General features: G+C 69.1%; 13 protein-coding genes and 1 tRNA gene. 5 read left to right on the top strand and 9 right to left on the bottom strand.

The features are described 5' to 3' along the window. Positions 1-38: 38 nt before the first annotated feature. The 4 genes from AB0I98_RS02790 to AB0I98_RS02775 all read right to left on the bottom strand — a co-directional run bounded on the left by AB0I98_RS02790 (position 39) and on the right by AB0I98_RS02775 (position 3802). Entirely contained in the window at positions 39-485 is a 447-nt protein-coding gene (locus tag AB0I98_RS02790; RefSeq protein WP_362934244.1) for a DUF3592 domain-containing protein, read from the bottom strand. A 103-nt stretch (positions 486-588) separates the two neighbouring features. Continuing rightward, positions 589-1194 carry a lytic polysaccharide monooxygenase gene (locus AB0I98_RS02785; RefSeq protein WP_362934241.1) on the bottom strand — a complete coding sequence of 202 codons (606 nt, stop codon included), beginning with the start codon at positions 1192-1194 and terminating at the stop codon, positions 589-591. A 121-nt stretch (positions 1195-1315) separates the two neighbouring features. Then, positions 1316-2437: an SPFH domain-containing protein gene (locus AB0I98_RS02780; RefSeq protein ID WP_362934238.1), complete on the bottom strand. Its 1122-nt coding sequence runs from the start codon at positions 2435-2437 to the stop codon at positions 1316-1318. A 75-nt stretch (positions 2438-2512) separates the two neighbouring features. Further along, positions 2513-3802, bottom strand: coding sequence for a peptidoglycan-binding protein (locus tag AB0I98_RS02775; protein ID WP_362934235.1), 1290 nt, complete (start codon positions 3800-3802; stop codon positions 2513-2515). Positions 3803-3989: 187 nt separating this feature from the next. On the opposite strand from AB0I98_RS02775, the gene AB0I98_RS02770 reads away from it, so the two are divergent. From AB0I98_RS02770 to AB0I98_RS02760, 3 genes are all read left to right on the top strand, one after another. Then, positions 3990-4063 (top strand) — tRNA-Lys (locus AB0I98_RS02770). A gap of 449 nt (positions 4064-4512) precedes the next feature. Continuing rightward, positions 4513-6498 (top strand): glycosyltransferase family 2 protein, encoded by a 1986-nt coding sequence (locus AB0I98_RS02765; protein ID WP_362934232.1) that lies wholly within the window; start codon positions 4513-4515, stop codon positions 6496-6498. Next, positions 6495-8432, top strand: coding sequence for a kelch motif-containing protein (locus AB0I98_RS02760; protein ID WP_362934229.1), 1938 nt, complete (start codon positions 6495-6497; stop codon positions 8430-8432). The genes AB0I98_RS02765 and AB0I98_RS02760 overlap by 4 nt, the downstream gene beginning before the upstream one ends. 54 nt (positions 8433-8486) lie before the next feature. On the opposite strand, the gene AB0I98_RS02755 is transcribed toward AB0I98_RS02760, so the two are convergent. After that, the gene (locus AB0I98_RS02755; protein WP_362934226.1) at positions 8487-9524 is read right to left on the bottom strand and encodes a glycoside hydrolase family 6 protein; all 1038 of its coding nucleotides are present in this window, start codon (positions 9522-9524) and stop codon (positions 8487-8489) included. Between the two features lie 166 nt (positions 9525-9690). On the opposite strand from AB0I98_RS02755, the gene AB0I98_RS02750 reads away from it, so the two are divergent. After that, complete coding sequence (locus AB0I98_RS02750; RefSeq protein ID WP_362934223.1) at positions 9691-10467, top strand: GAF and ANTAR domain-containing protein; 777 nt, start codon at positions 9691-9693, stop codon at positions 10465-10467. A 312-nt stretch (positions 10468-10779) separates the two neighbouring features. On the opposite strand, the gene AB0I98_RS02745 is transcribed toward AB0I98_RS02750, so the two are convergent. Then, on the bottom strand, positions 10780-11427 hold the full coding sequence (locus AB0I98_RS02745) for a class F sortase (RefSeq protein WP_362934220.1): 648 nt from the start codon (positions 11425-11427) through the stop codon (positions 10780-10782). Between the two features lie 6 nt (positions 11428-11433). Continuing rightward, complete coding sequence (locus AB0I98_RS02740; RefSeq protein ID WP_362934850.1) at positions 11434-12036, bottom strand: hypothetical protein; 603 nt, start codon at positions 12034-12036, stop codon at positions 11434-11436. A gap of 156 nt (positions 12037-12192) precedes the next feature. Between AB0I98_RS02740 and AB0I98_RS02735 the strand changes: the two genes are divergently transcribed. Beyond that, entirely contained in the window at positions 12193-12972 is a 780-nt protein-coding gene (locus AB0I98_RS02735) for an HAD-IIA family hydrolase (protein ID WP_362934217.1), read from the top strand. Positions 12973-13001: 29 nt separating this feature from the next. Here AB0I98_RS02735 and AB0I98_RS02730 read toward each other — a convergent pair whose 3' ends face one another. Both AB0I98_RS02730 and AB0I98_RS02725 read right to left on the bottom strand, forming a co-directional pair. Beyond that, positions 13002-13493, bottom strand: a complete 492-nt coding sequence (locus AB0I98_RS02730) for an SRPBCC family protein (RefSeq protein WP_362934214.1) — start codon at positions 13491-13493, stop codon at positions 13002-13004. Further along, a complete protein-coding gene (locus AB0I98_RS02725; protein ID WP_362934211.1) occupies positions 13490-13882 on the bottom strand; it encodes a metalloregulator ArsR/SmtB family transcription factor in 393 nt (130 codons plus the stop codon). The genes AB0I98_RS02730 and AB0I98_RS02725 overlap by 4 nt, the downstream gene beginning before the upstream one ends. Positions 13883-13913 lie beyond the last annotated feature (31 nt).

Here is a 13913-nt window from a genome sequence, read left to right as displayed (position 1 = left end):
GTGGAGCCCTAGGAGAACCCCAGGAGCGCCCCAGGAACCTAGAACCCGAAGCCTTCCAGCGCCGAGAAGGCCGTGTGGACGATGAGCATGAACGCGATGCAGAAGGCGATGAAGACGCCGAGGAACAGCAGCACGCAGCCCGAGCCCGCCGCGAGCTTTCCGGGTGACGGGGCGTGGGCCGTGGCGCGCTCGGGGCGGTCCGGCAGGTAGTGCACAGTGACGATGTCGCCTTCCACGGTCATCGCCGGGCCGTACTGCTCCTCGAACCGGATGTAACGCCCGTCGCGCGTGGTGAACTCATAGACGTGGTGCTGTGTCGTGGAGTCATTGCGCGTCGTCGTGAACGCCCGCAGACACCGCGCCTCGACCGTGAGCCCGTTGTTCCAGGCGCTGCGGATGTCGCGGGAGCGCCGCATCAGCCTCGTCGCGGCGTAGCCGGCAAGGCCGATCATGAACAGCGGTATGACGTAGAACAGCGCTTCCATGAGGTCCCCCGAGGTCAGGTACGGCTTCCCGCACGCCGGAACGGTCTTGATCGGCGTGCGGGAAACCTACCCGCGGGGGGTGGCGAATTGACTCAAGGGATGCTCAGAACGTGACGTCGGAGCAGGCGTAGAACGCGTTGCTCGTGTCCGCGATGGTCCACACGGCGAGGATGACGTGGCGGCCGCTCAGGCCGGAGGGCAGCGTGCCGCTGTGGGAGAGGGTCTGCGGCGGGCGCTGGCCGTTGTAGGGGACGGTGAAGAACGGGGTGAGGTTGAGGTCCGAGCGGGCCAGGTTGTGGTTCTGGTTCCAGCCCGGCTTGGTGACGTAGTACTTGAAGTCGGTCGTGGCGTGCATGGCCGTGAACTGCCAGCGGAACGTGTAGCTCTGACCACCCGTCACCTTGGTGGTCGGCCAGTTGGCGCCGGACGGCGTCCTCGGGGCGCTGAGCTGGGCGAACTGGCCCAACCCCGCGTTGCATATCTGCCCGTCCGCCGGGCCGGACGCCGGGAAGCCCTTCGGGCCCTCGACGCTCTGCGGCTCCCACTGAATGGAGCCGCAGTTGGTCACGGTGCCGTTCTGGCAGAGCTTCTGCCTGCTGATGGGGAGGTCGGTGTAGCCGTGGCCGCTGGCGCCGCCGGAGGAGAGCACAAGGGCTCCGGTCGTGGCGAGGCCCACCGCGACGGCGGACAACTTGGTCTTGGTGCGCATGCTGCCGCTCCTGGAGAACGTGGGGGAAGTTCAGTGAGCTTGCAGGTCTAGACCAAGGTTCAGATTATTGCGGTTACTTGAACATGTCCATACCAATCGAGGAACTCATTCCGGACACGGTTCAGGGCCCTGTTTCTCCGCGTCCGGAACAGAACGCCACCGTCAAGTCCTTCACCAGCACCTTGCGTTCGTAGTCGTCGAGTTCCACCAGCCCCCGCATGGTCAGCCGTGTCACCGTGTCCTCCACCGAGTCCACGACCGACGTCAGCATGCTCGCCCGGTGCTGGGCGTCCAGCGCTGCGATCCGGCGGCGGTGCATGGCGGCGGCGACCTCGGGGGCGTACTCGACACGCACCGGCCGCACCGAGAACACCTCCAGGCCGACCGGCGTCGCGTCCGCCGCGACCAGCCGGGTCAGCGCGTCGGTGGCCACGTCCATCGACGGCCGTACGCCGCCCGGCATCTCCACCGGCACCCGGGCGAGCGCCGCCTCCACGCACTCGCGCAGATAGGTCTCGTGGTCCTCGACGCCCAGCGTGGCCCGCGCGGTGTCGCGCACCCGCCACACCACGAGGACGACGACCCGCAGCGCGACCCCGCTGCCCTCGGCCGCGGGCATCGGCTCGCTGCGCCAGTGCCGCAGCCGTACGTCGACCCGGCGGCGCAGCAGCAGTGGGTTGACCCACATCAGCCCGGTCCGCCGCACGGTCCCCCGGTAGCGCCCGAACAGCCCGAGCACCCAGGCCCGCCCGGTCCGCCCCCGGGCCAGTCCGCCGAACCCGAACAGACCGAGCGCCCCCGCCCCGGCGTACGCCGCCCACTGCACCGGCCCGAGCCCGGCCCCGCCGGTCACCGGAAGCCCCAGTTCGGCAACGACGGGGGCCGGCAACGCCCCCGCCCACCAAGAGGTGAGGAGAGTTCCGGCCACCCCGGTCCCCCCGGCGAGCACTCCCACCACACCGGGCAGCACGCGTGCGGGGCGCTCGGTCAGGGCGGGGTCCACCTCCGGCACCGGGCGGGCCTTCGCCGGGACGGGACGGCGCAGTCGCGGCTGCTCCCCCGTCCCGTGACGCCGGCCCACGACGGCGGGCTTGAGGGGGACGGACACCGGGTTGGGGTCGTCGCGGAACAGCAGATGAACGGGGATCTCGGTGGTCGCCTCGTTCTGGATCAGCCGGGCGGGCCGGGGCGCGCTCTCGGCGGGGCCGTCGGACTCGGGCGTGTGGGACGTGGTCGTGGTCATCGGGTGCCTCCAGCCTCCGCGCCAGATGCGTCAGATGCGTCAGATGCTCAGAACGGTGGGATGCGCGGCCTCGCGTCACGCGAACAGCCGCCGCCAGGTCTCCGGCCCCGGATAGCCGTCCGCCGCGCCGCCCCGCCAGCCCTGGGAGCGCTGGAAGGCCTCGACGCCGCGCCGGTCCGCCTCGCTCCAGCGCGGACCCTGACCGGTCGTGTAGTGCGTGCCGAATCCCTTCCTCACCAGCTGCCGGCGGAGCTGTGTGACGTACTCGTTGGCGGCGCCCGGCCGGAACATCGCCCGGCCCGGATAGCCGGGCACCCCGTGCGAGGCGGGAGCGGCCAGCGCGGTCGCCCCCGTGGTGATGTCCTTGCCCTCGCCGGTGACCAGCAGCGCCCAGGTCCGCGGCCCCGGCAGCCCGTCCGCGTCGTCGCCGGTCCAGCCCTGGGCGCGCTGGAAGGCCCGGGTCGCCCTGCGGTCGGCGTCCGTCCAGCGGGAGCCCGGACCCGAGGCGTAGAACTGGCCGGCGCCGCGGGCGACGAGCATCCGGCCCAGCTCGGCGACGTACTTGTTGTGGGCGCCGGGACCGAAGTAGGCCGCTCCCGGGTACGTCTGCGCGGCGGGGGCGCCCGCCGTGACCGCCGTGCCCGCGGCGAGCCCCTTGTAGCGGTAGGCGAGATAGCGGTCGGAGTTGTTCCAGTAGGCGTAGGGGGTGGTCTGCCTGCGGGCGTGCGGGCGGGTGGACTCGTAGGCGATGTAGGAGGTGTGCGTGTGATCGGTCCAGCCGCCGAAGATGACGACGTGTGAGCCGTTCTGCGGGTTCTCCGGGTTGTGGAACAGCAGAATGTCGCCGGGCAGCAGATCGTCCTTGGACACCCGCACCCCGTACTGGCCGAGGCTGCCCGTCCATTCGTTGCCGGGCAGCTTCCAGGCCATCGAGACGAAGCCCGAGCAGTCCTGCCGGTATCCGTCGGACCAGAACCGGCTCATGCTGTACGGCACCTTCGCCTTGACCCAAGTCTTGGCCCGCCTGATGATCTCCGCCCTGGTGGTCGTGGGCACCTTGGCCACAGGAGCGGGCTTGATCGGCCCGCCCGCCGGACCGTGCAGCGGGTCCCGGCCGCCCTGCGGGCTCGCGGGCTCGTCACCTGGGGGAAGGTCCGGCCGCTGGGCCGCGTGCGGGGCGGCGAGCGCCGGTGCCGCCTGCCCCGCCGCGAGCGCCGCGGCGGCCACGACCAGCACCCGCTGGGCGGCCGGGTGACGGCTTCCGTGGCCGGTCGCGGAATACGGCAGGACCCGCCGCCAGTGAACACATCCCGGGCAGTCGCAGTCGCCCGCGGGATCGAATTCCTCGAAGGCCGGAGCCGGCATGCGATTCCCCTCACACTCCAGCTGGAAATGTCCACGTCTGTGCATGTTGATCAGTTTCACAACTGTCGTCCGGACGCGCATGTTGACGGTCCGAATGATGTACGGCGGCCGGGGCGGGCCCCGGCCGGCGGGGCGCCGGTGGTCCGGAGCACCCTCCGGGGTCCGGTAAAGTTGTGCAGGTCAGCAGGCGCCGCTAGCTCAGTTGGTTAGAGCAGCTGACTCTTAATCAGCGGGTCCGGGGTTCGAGTCCCTGGCGGCGCACCGACAGCTAGGCCCCTCGCTCCGGCGGGGGGCTTTCTGCTGACCCCGTGCCCCACCGTCGAACAGCCGTGCGCGCCACTCACCCACACGGGGTCCACAAGACCCCCACAGCTGCCACAATGAACGCGTATGACCGGTAAACACCGCGTTTCGCATCTTGCGATCATGCTGAACGCCGTAGAACCCTGTTTTTTCAAGATGCTGTGGATTCGCGGCACTTGGGGGGCAAGGAGCCGGTTGCCGGATTGTCGCGGGGAGAGGGGGCCCCGTTCATGAGGCGATGCCGAGGGGGGCATCATGCAACCGGAAGGTCGCTGTTTCATGTCTAGTGGTGTGGAAGATGTGGTGACAGCGGTCCATCACTGATACGCCTGTGAAGGTCGAGGGGGACCGGCGCAGGTGTAAGGAACCGACAGACACGCGCTGATCCGCGTGTGGGGGGATGACTCATGACGTCGACGCCGACGGGCGCCCGGCAGAATTACGACCCGTCACAGACGACCCAGCTCAGGGTCCCATCGCATCGGACCGGCGCCTTCCGCCGGATCAAGAAGACGCTGCCGAAGTACGACTACGAGCACTACAGCCGACTGGCGGGTCCCCTCACACAACCCGATCCGAACAAGCCCTACAGAGTGCAGTACCGCTCCTTGATCTCACAGGAGCCGCACCGCCTCAGAGTGGCCCTGATGCTGGCGGCCGCGCCGCTGCTCTCGCTCGTGCTGCTCGCCTGGCTGCTCCAGCCCGTGCACTGGACCGAGCGCGACTATCCGGCGTACGACTTTCTGCCGACCCTCGACATGGTGATGCTCGTCTCGATCGGCCTGATCGAGTTCTTCCGCTGCATGAACGTGCTGTCGAACGCGCACGCCACGCTGGTCGCCCGCGACCCCATCCCGGTGGTGCCCGAGACCGGCACGAGAGTCGCCTTCCTGACCTCCTTCGTGCCCGGCAAGGAGCCGCTGGAGATGGTGACGAAGACCCTGGAGGCGGCCGTCAAGCTGCGCCACCGGGGCCTGCTGCATGTCTGGCTGCTCGACGAGGGCGACGACCCCGCGGTCAAGGAGGTCTGCGCCCGGCTCGGCGTGCACCACTTCAGCCGCAAGGGTGTCGCCAAGTGGAACCAGGCCAAGGGCCCGCACCGCGCCAAGACCAAGCACGGCAACTACAACGCCTGGCTGGACGCGCACGGCGACCACTACGACTTCTTCGCCTCCGTCGACACCGACCACGTGCCGCTGCCCAACTACCTGGAGCGGATGCTCGGCTTCTTCCGCGACCCGGACGTCGGCTTCGTCATCGGCCCGCAGGTCTACGGCAACTACGACAACTTCGTCACCAAGGCCGCCGAGTCCCAGCAGTTCCTCTTCCACGCCCTGATCCAGCGCGCCGGCAACCGCTACGGCTCGCCGATGTTCGTGGGCACCTCCAACGCCGTACGCATCAGGGCGCTGAAGCAGATCGGCGGGCTGTACGACTCGATCACCGAGGACATGGCGACCGGCTTCGAGATCCACCGGCACAAGAACCCCGTCACGGGCAAGAAGTGGCGCTCGGTCTACACGCCGGACGTGCTGGCTGTCGGTGAGGGCCCGAGCGCCTGGACGGACTTCTTCACCCAGCAGATGCGCTGGTCGCGCGGGACGTACGAAACGATCCTCAAGCAGTACTGGAAGGGCTTCTACTCGCTGCCGCCGAGCAAGCTCTTCAACTACACGATGATGATCATCTTCTACCCGATGTCGGCCCTGAACTGGATCCTCGCGGCGATCAGTTGCGCCCTGTTCCTGGGCCTGGGCGCCTCGGGTGTGAACATCGACCCGACGATCTGGCTGATGCTCTACGGCAACGCCTCGGCCCTGCAGATCGGCCTGTACGTCTGGAACCGCCGCCACAATGTCTCGCCGCACGAGCCCGAGGGCTCCGGCGGTGTGGCCGGCATGGTGATGTCCGCGCTGTCGGCGCCGCTCTACGCCAAGGCGCTGATCGACTCGATGCTCCGCAAGAAGAGCAAGTTCGTGGTCACGCCCAAGGGCGACTCGGCCAGCCCGGACCGCTGGTTCGGGACCTTCCGGTACCACTGGTACTTCATCCTGATCTTCGCCGGATCGATCGCCGCGGGCTTCGTGTACGGCCACTCCCACCCCGCGATGATCATCTGGGCCTGCTTCGCCCTGCTGATCACGGCCACGCCCATCTTCGCGTGGCGCCACATGATGCGGCAGGAGAAGAAGAAGCCCGCCGCGCCCAGCCGGCCCGAGCCGCAGGACGCGGGCGGGGTCGTGCCGCACCAGCACCAGCCGCAGCCGCTGCCGGCGCCACACGCCCCGCAGCAGAAGCCGAGCTGGGCCGCCGCGCAGCAGCAGCCGGGGGTCGGCGGCAACGACCAGACCATGCAGATCGCCCTTGGTGGACTTGGGGGACGTAAGGAATGAAAGACCAGGCCGGCCGCCGCCGTGTCCGTCGACTCGCGATAGGCACGGCGGTGGTTCTCGCGCTGGCCGGGATGAACGGGCCGTGGCTCTACCGCGTCGGGACCGAGAAATATCACGAGTACCAGATCAACAGACCCGAGTACAAAGCCGACAACGGTCACTGGGAGATCGTCGAATTCCCGGAGGAGTACCGGCAGAACACCATCCACGCGGCGCTGCTGCGCACCGGCAAGGTGCTGCTCGTCGCCGGGTCGGGCAACAACCAGGACAACTTCGACGCGAAGAAGTTCGACACCCGGATCTGGGACCCCGTCAAGGGCACCATCAAGAAGGTGCCGACGCCCAGCGACCTGTTCTGCACGGGCCACACCCAGCTCGCCAACGGCAATCTGCTGATCGCGGGCGGTACCAAGCGGTACGAGAAGCTCAAGGGTGACGTCACCAAGGCCGGCGGCCTGATGATCGTCCACAACGAGAACCCGGACAAGCCGATCACCCTGCCCGCGGGCACCAAGTTCACCGGCAAGGAGAACGGCAAGACGTTCGTCTCCAAGGACCCGGTGCTCGTGCCGCGCGCCAAGAAGGTCTTCGACCCGGCGACCGGCGAGTTCCTGCGCAACGACCCCGGTCTCGGCCGTATCTATGTCGAGGCGCAGAAGAAGGGCCGACAGTACGAGACCGGCACCCAGGACAACTACCGCGTCCAGGGCCTGACCGGCGCCGCCGCCCGCAACACCTACGGCATCGCGCAGAAGCTCGCGCTCGACAAGAAGGACTTCCAGGGCATCCGGGACGCCTTCGAGTTCGACCCGGTCGCCGAGAAGTACATCAAGGTCGACCCGATGAAGGAGGCCCGCTGGTACCCGACGCTCACCACCCTGAGCGACGGCAGGATCCTCAGCGTCTCCGGCCTCGACGACATCGGCCAGCTGGTCCCCGGCAAGAACGAGATCTTCGACCCGGCGACCAAGAAGTGGACGTACACGAAGAAGATCCGGCAGTTCCCGACGTATCCGGCGCTGTTCCTGATGCAGAACGGCAAGATCTTCTACTCGGGCGCGAACGCGGGATACGGGCCGGACGACGTGGGGCGTGACCCCGGTGTCTGGGACCTGGACAGCAACAAGTTCAGCAAGGTGCCCGGGCTGAGCGACGCGAACATGCTGGAGACCGCCAACACCGTGCTGCTGCCGCCGGCGCAGGACGAGAAGTACATGGTGATCGGCGGCGGCGGGGTCGGCGAGTCCAAGCTGTCGAGCGAGAAGACCCGGCTGATCGACCTGAAGGACGCGAACCCCGCGTTCACGGACGGGCCTTCACTGGAGAAGGGCACACGGTATCCGCAGGCGTCCGTGCTGCCCGACGACAGCGTGCTGATCTCCGGCGGCTCCGAGGACTACCGCGGGCGCGGCGACTCCAACATCCTTGAGGCGCGGATGTACGACGCCGAGACCGGCGAGATGCGACGCGTCGCCGACCCGCTGGTCGGCCGGAACTACCACTCCGGGTCGATTCTGCTGCCCGACGGGCGGGTGATGTTCTTCGGCTCCGACTCGCTGTACAGCGACAAGGCCAACACCAAGCCGGGCAAGTTCGAGCAGCGGATCGAGATCTACACGCCGCCGTATCTGTACCGGGACGCACAGCCGTCGCTGTCCGGCGGTCCGAAGACGATCGAGCGCGGTGGGACGGGGACGTTCACCTCGCAGCATGCGTCGACGATCAAGAAGGTGCGGCTGATCCGGCCGAGCGCGTCGACGCACGTCACGGACGTCGATCAGCGGTCCATCGCGCTGGACTACAAGGTGTCCGGGGGCAAGATCACGGTGACTGTGCCGAAGAACAGGAATTTGGTGCAGGCGGGGTGGTACATGCTGTTCGTCACGGATGATCAGGGGACGCCTAGTAAGGCGCAGTGGGTCCGGGTGCCGTAACCAGCACATGACCAGGGGCGCCCTCCTTTGCGGAAGGCGCCCCGAGTCATGTGGTCACTTGCTGGCCTTGGCCAAGCTCAGCGCGTACTCCGGCCACCACTCGCCCGCCTTCGGGCCGCCCTTGCACTCGCCGTCCGATTCGCCGGGGCGTTTGGCCCAGACGTAGGCGTCGACCAAGGGGTCCGCCGTTTTGGTGGTCGGGGTTTCGCCGAGGGCTCGGCCGGGTGGGTTGCACCAGCGTTCGTCGGGGTTGCCCTCGGTGTAGGGGCCGTTGCCGTTGCGGCTGGTGTCGATGATGAAGGGCTTGTTGCCGACCTTCGCGGAGAGCTCCTTGCCGTAGGCGATGGAGTCTTCGGTGGTGTAGAAGTTCGAGACGTTGACGGAGAAGCCGTCGGCCTTGTCGATGCCCGCCCACTGGAGGGGCTCGAAGATCTGGTCGGGCTGGCCCCAGCCGGCGTTGCCCGCGTCCAGGTAGACCTTGGTGTTCTTGTTGGCCTTGAGCTTCTCGATGGCGCCCTTGAGGAGGTCGTAGCGCTCCTCGTGGAACTCGTCCGGGGTGCAGCCGTCGACCAGGTGCAGGATCGCGTCCGGTTCGAGGATCACGGTCGCGGAGCGGTCGCCTATGCCCTTGGCGACCTGGTCGATGAACCCCCGGTACGCGTTGCCGTCCGCGGCGCCGCCGCCGGAGAACTGGCCGCAGTCGCGGTGCGGAATGTTGTAGACGACGAGCAGCGCGTCCCGGTCGGCCTTCTCGGCGGCCTCGGTGAAGCCGCGCGCCTCCTGCTCGGCGCTCTCCGGAGTGAGCCACTCGCCCGTCGGCTGCTGAGCTATCTTGCGGATCTGCTCGGCCTCGTCCTGCTTGCCGGCCTTCGCGTACGTCGCGACCTGCTCGGCCGCGTTTCCCTCCGGGTTGACCCAGAACGGGTCGGTGTCCTTGGGCTGTTGGGAGATCTTCGCACCGGCGTCACCGGTCTCCTCCCCGCCGTCCCCGTCCCCGGAAGAGCACCCCGCGAGCAGCAGCGCCGCCCCCAGCACCACTGCGGACGCCCGTGTTCCGGCCGTCAAAGACCTCACCCCCCTGTTGCCGTACATCCAACTCCCCCTTGGGTGCACCGTTCGAGGCTCAATCCTGACATACGTAACGCTGCGCCCACGAGGCCGCCCGAGCCTTGTCGGAGAGCTGTTACAGCCCCGATGGTCTGGAGAGGCGCGCGCCTGAGAGGAGGGCGCGAGGGCACGCGAAAGGGAGTGCGCGGGCATGCATCACACCGGTCGGGAGATACAGCTCGCTCAGGCTCTGGTGGAGGCGGCGGACACTCTCACCGACGCCTTCGAGGCCACGCGGTACTTACAGGTGATCTCGGACCACTGTGTGGAACTGCTGGCCGCGCGGGCGGCCGGGATCATGCTGATCGATGGCGGTCGGGCGGTGTCGCTGGCCGGGAGCAGCCGCCAGCAGGAGGTCGCCCTCGATCTGCTGGAGGCGCAGCACGGCGGCGGGCCCTGCCTCGACAGCTACAGCTCCGGGCAGCCGGTGCCGCCGGTGTCCATCCGGCTCGCCCACGCCGACGCCCGCTGGCCGGACTTCACCGCGCGGGCGCTGCGGCACGACGTCATGGCGACGTATGCGGTGCCGCTCCGCCGCCGCGAGACACTGCTCGGCGCGCTCAACGTGTTCGCGCCGACGCCCCCCGAGCACGACGGGCATGCCGGTGAGGCGGAACTGGCGCTGGCCCAGGCGCTGGCCGACGCCGCCGCCGTAGGACTGCAGAACCATCGCGCGTACGTGCAGTACCGCACGCTGGCCGGGCAGTTGCAGGAAGCCCTGACCAGCCGGGTGCGGATCGAGCAGGCCAAGGGGATGCTGGCGGAGCGCTGGGGCACGGGGGCCGACGACGCGTTCATGGCCCTGCGGCAGTACGCGCGCCGGCGCAGGCTTCCGCTCGACCGGGTGGCGAGCGCTGTCATCGAACGGGTCGCGGATGACGCGGAGTTGCGCGGGGAGGGCGGGGGGACGGCCGACGGACCCGCGTAGACCCCTGTACCACCTGCAACCTCTATGCCGGGCAGCGTTTTTCGTTCTACAGTCGTCCTCGATGGCCCCAGTCCCCGGCCAGTCCTCCCCCACTGTGGCTTCCAAGCCTCCCGCGCCGGTCGCCGGGTTACTCCCGCAGCCCGAGCGCACGCGGTTGAGGACCAGCCCGGTCGGCGGCTTCAGGGGGAGCGGGTCGTCGACCGGGCGGGTGGCTCCGCCGGTCAGCAAGTAATCGTGCGGGTTGGTGGGGGCTGGTCGCGCCCGCGCGGCGGAGCCGCATATCGATACAGCCCCGCGCCCCTTTCGGGGCGCTCACGTGAGGTAGGCCGAGACGATCACGTTTGCCGTGTAGGTGCGGCTTGCGCGGTCGAAGGTGCCGCCGCACGTGATCAGCCGTAGTTCGGGGCGGCCGGGGTGGTGAGGGCCGTAGGCCTGGTGGGCGTCGAAGAGGTCGCGGGTTACTACCTGGATGTCGTCGACGGTGAACTCGGCGATCTTGCCGTCGTCGCGGATGACGCGGACCTTCGCGCCGGGCTGCAGGGAGCTGAGCTTGTGGAAGACGGCGGGGCGGGTCTCGGTGTCGGCGTGTCCGACCATGAGCGCGGTGCCCGCGGCGCCGGGTTTCGCGCCGCCCGCGTACCAGCTGACCACTCCGGGCTGGTCGAGGGGCGGTGGGTCGACGGCGCCGTGCGCGTCGAGTCCGCGGGCCACGACGGGGGCCTGCACGCCCAGGTCGGGGATGTCGATGCGCTGCGGCAGCGCGGCCTTCAACGGCCGGGCGGCGGGCGGCAGTTCGGCGTCCGGGGGCCTGCCGACCGCCGCCATGTCACCGGTGGTGGGGGTGGCTGTCCCGTGCCGTACGTCGGTGACCTCCCGCCCCCACAGCCACAGCCCGAGCAGCAGCACCGCCCAGACCAACCCCGTCGTGAGGCGGCCGGTACCCGGGGAGCGCTCGGACATCGCCGGTCAGTCCGTTCCGCGGCTCCGGCGGGCGCTGCGCAGCGCCACGGCGACCGCGGCGACACCCGCCAGCACCAGCCCGGTCACCGCGTGCCCCGTACCGGGCCCGGCCTCGTCGGCCTCGGCATCCGCCTCGGCTTCGGCGCCGAGCCGGGCCGCGCCGCCGCCGCCCGCCTGGACGGGGGCCACGGGGGAGGAGGCGGGGGCGGGGGCAGCGGGCTGGAGCGGGGCCGACGGCTGCGTATGCGGCTGCGCCTTCGGTGGCGTCTTCGGTGGCGTTTTCGCTACGACGGTGAGGGCGCCCTTCGTCTGCACGCCCGCACACGTGACCCGCACGTCGTACGTACCCGCCCTGATCGAGGAGCTGACGCGGGTCTCCCCGACGAGTGTGCCGCCGGAGCCGGTGAGGCGGGCGTCGGCGACGAAGGCCGCCGAGGCCGCGGTGCCGGTGGTGGTGGAGCAGCCGGTGGTCCTGAGGGCGATGTCGGTACCGGGGGCGGGGGACGCCGGGGTCACCGAGAGGCCGCCTCCGTCCGCCGCGTGGGCGGCCGGGGTGAGCGCCGCGAAGATCGCCGCGCCCGCACAGAGAGTGACGTTCAGTGGACCCATCATGAACCTCCAGATACCAGGAGGCTCCTCCTCCGGGCCCGCCCCCGCACCCGGGAAGGGGTGACGGCTGCTCCAGACGAGGGACTAGCAGTTGGTACCCGACGAGTGAATAGCATGGTCATTCCATGAGTCCGCGTACGGCAGGAGCCACCACCCATGACAGATCGCAAGCCCATCGAATCGTGGCTCACCGACATGGATGGGGTGCTTATGCACGAGGGTGTGCCAGTCCCCGGAGCAGATGCGTTCATCAAGAAGCTCCGCGGGTCAGGCAAGCCGTTCCTCGTCCTGACGAACAACTCGATCTATACAGCGCGTGATCTCCACGCCCGGCTGAGCCGGATCGGCCTCGACGTGCCGGTGGAGAACATCTGGACCTCGGCTTTGGCGACGGCCAAGTTCCTGGACAGTCAGCACCCCGGAGGCTCGGCCTACGTCATCGGCGAGGCCGGCCTGACTACGGCGCTGCACGATGTGGGCTACGTGATGACTGACCTTGATCCCGATTTCGTGGTCTTGGGCGAAACGCGTACTTATTCCTTCGAGTCGCTGACGAAGGCGATCCGGCTGATCGACGACGGCGCCCGGTTCATTGCCACCAACCCGGACAACACCGGGCCCTCTCCTCAGGGGGCGCTTCCGGCAACCGGCTCTGTCGCTGCGCTGATCACGAAGGCGACGGGCAAGGATCCGTACTTCGTGGGCAAGCCGAATCCCCTGATGATGCGGACCGGGCTGAACGTCATCGGGGCGCACTCCGAGACCTCCGCCATGATCGGTGACCGCATGGACACGGACGTGCTGGCGGGCCTGGAGGCCGGGATGCAGACGTTCCTGGTGCTCACCGGGCTGACCAAGGTCGGTGAGATCGAGCGGTTCCCGTACCGGCCGACCAAGGTCGTCGACTCGATCGCGGACCTCGTTGACCTCGTCTGAGACAGCAAGCCGTCCGCCTGTCCGGCGCATCAGGCCAGGGACTCGAAGTACGCCTTCTGCGCGGGGTAGTAGTCCTCGAAGTCAGGACGTGGCGCGCCCGTGCGTGCGGCGGTGAGCATGTCCAGGTAGTACTCCCAGCCCGGGCCGGTCTCGCCGAGGTGCTCGGTGGAGGCGAGGTGTTGGACCAGCCGGAGTTCGGTGGTGCCGTCGTTCTCGGCCAGCAGCAGCTCCAGCGACCAGGATCCGGCCTCGTCCTCCATCGAGACGGCGAGTCGGCGCGGCGGTTCGCAGGCTTCGATGCGCAGTGGGCACCAGGGCGCCGACTCCTCGAACACCATCTGCACCTCGACGGTGCGGCCGGCCGCCGCCTGGCCGCGCCACGGGCCGAACCAGCGGGCGGTGCGCTCCGGCTCGGTGACACTCGCCCAGACGTCGTCGGCGGAGGCGCGGTAGCTGCGGGTAAGGATCAGGTCGTGCCCCGTCGGCGTGGGGATCAGTCGTCCGGTGGGCTCAAGGGTCATGCCGTGTCCTCCTTGAAGTGGCGCGCGGTGGGCTGATCGTCAGCGGGCTCCGCCCGATGACGGTCCCGTCGGGTGCGGTAGACCTCGGTCTCCAACGCGGCCAGCCGCTGCGGCCAGTCGGCACGCTGGGTGTCGAACTGAGTGAGCCAGGCGGCGAGGTCGCCCAGCCGGGGACGGACGAGGGAGTAACGCCGGTGGCGTCCGATCTGCTGGTCCCGGACCAGGCCGCTCTCCCGCAGCACGCGCAGGTGACGGCTGACCGCGGGTCGGCTGATGGCGAACCGGGCAGCGATGTCGCCTGCCGTCAGCGGGGTACGGCGCAACATCATCAGGATCTCCCGGCGCACCGGATCGGCGATGGCGTCGGCCACCTGGCTCAGGTCGTCCACCCAAGAAGCGTAACCCATAGGTTACGCGTCA

Source organism: Streptomyces sp. NPDC050211 (assembly GCF_040656035.1).
GTDB lineage: Bacteria > Actinomycetota > Actinomycetes > Streptomycetales > Streptomycetaceae > Streptomyces.
The sequence above is the reverse complement of the archived record's forward strand: the minus strand, read 5'-3'. Positions and strand labels throughout refer to the sequence as shown.

What these genes read in the sequence shown, in the direction of transcription:
- AB0I98_RS02760 (WP_362934229.1), top strand. Translation starts at nt 6,495, where the DNA reads ATGAAAGACCAGGCCGGCCGCCGCCGTGTCCGTCGACTCGCGATAGGC.
- AB0I98_RS02765 (WP_362934232.1), top strand. Translation starts at nt 4,513, where the DNA reads ATGACGTCGACGCCGACGGGCGCCCGGCAGAATTACGACCCGTCACAG.
- AB0I98_RS02730 (WP_362934214.1), bottom strand. Translation starts at nt 13,493, where the DNA reads ATGACCCTTGAGCCCACCGGACGACTGATCCCCACGCCGACGGGGCAC.
- AB0I98_RS02735 (WP_362934217.1), top strand. Translation starts at nt 12,193, where the DNA reads ATGACAGATCGCAAGCCCATCGAATCGTGGCTCACCGACATGGATGGG.
- AB0I98_RS02740 (WP_362934850.1), bottom strand. Translation starts at nt 12,036, where the DNA reads ATGGGTCCACTGAACGTCACTCTCTGTGCGGGCGCGGCGATCTTCGCG.
- AB0I98_RS02775 (WP_362934235.1), bottom strand. Translation starts at nt 3,802, where the DNA reads ATGCCGGCTCCGGCCTTCGAGGAATTCGATCCCGCGGGCGACTGCGAC.
- AB0I98_RS02780 (WP_362934238.1), bottom strand. Translation starts at nt 2,437, where the DNA reads ATGACCACGACCACGTCCCACACGCCCGAGTCCGACGGCCCCGCCGAG.
- AB0I98_RS02745 (WP_362934220.1), bottom strand. Translation starts at nt 11,427, where the DNA reads ATGTCCGAGCGCTCCCCGGGTACCGGCCGCCTCACGACGGGGTTGGTC.
- AB0I98_RS02755 (WP_362934226.1), bottom strand. Translation starts at nt 9,524, where the DNA reads ATGTACGGCAACAGGGGGGTGAGGTCTTTGACGGCCGGAACACGGGCG.
- AB0I98_RS02785 (WP_362934241.1), bottom strand. Translation starts at nt 1,194, where the DNA reads ATGCGCACCAAGACCAAGTTGTCCGCCGTCGCGGTGGGCCTCGCCACG.
- AB0I98_RS02790 (WP_362934244.1), bottom strand. Translation starts at nt 485, where the DNA reads ATGGAAGCGCTGTTCTACGTCATACCGCTGTTCATGATCGGCCTTGCC.
- AB0I98_RS02750 (WP_362934223.1), top strand. Translation starts at nt 9,691, where the DNA reads ATGCATCACACCGGTCGGGAGATACAGCTCGCTCAGGCTCTGGTGGAG.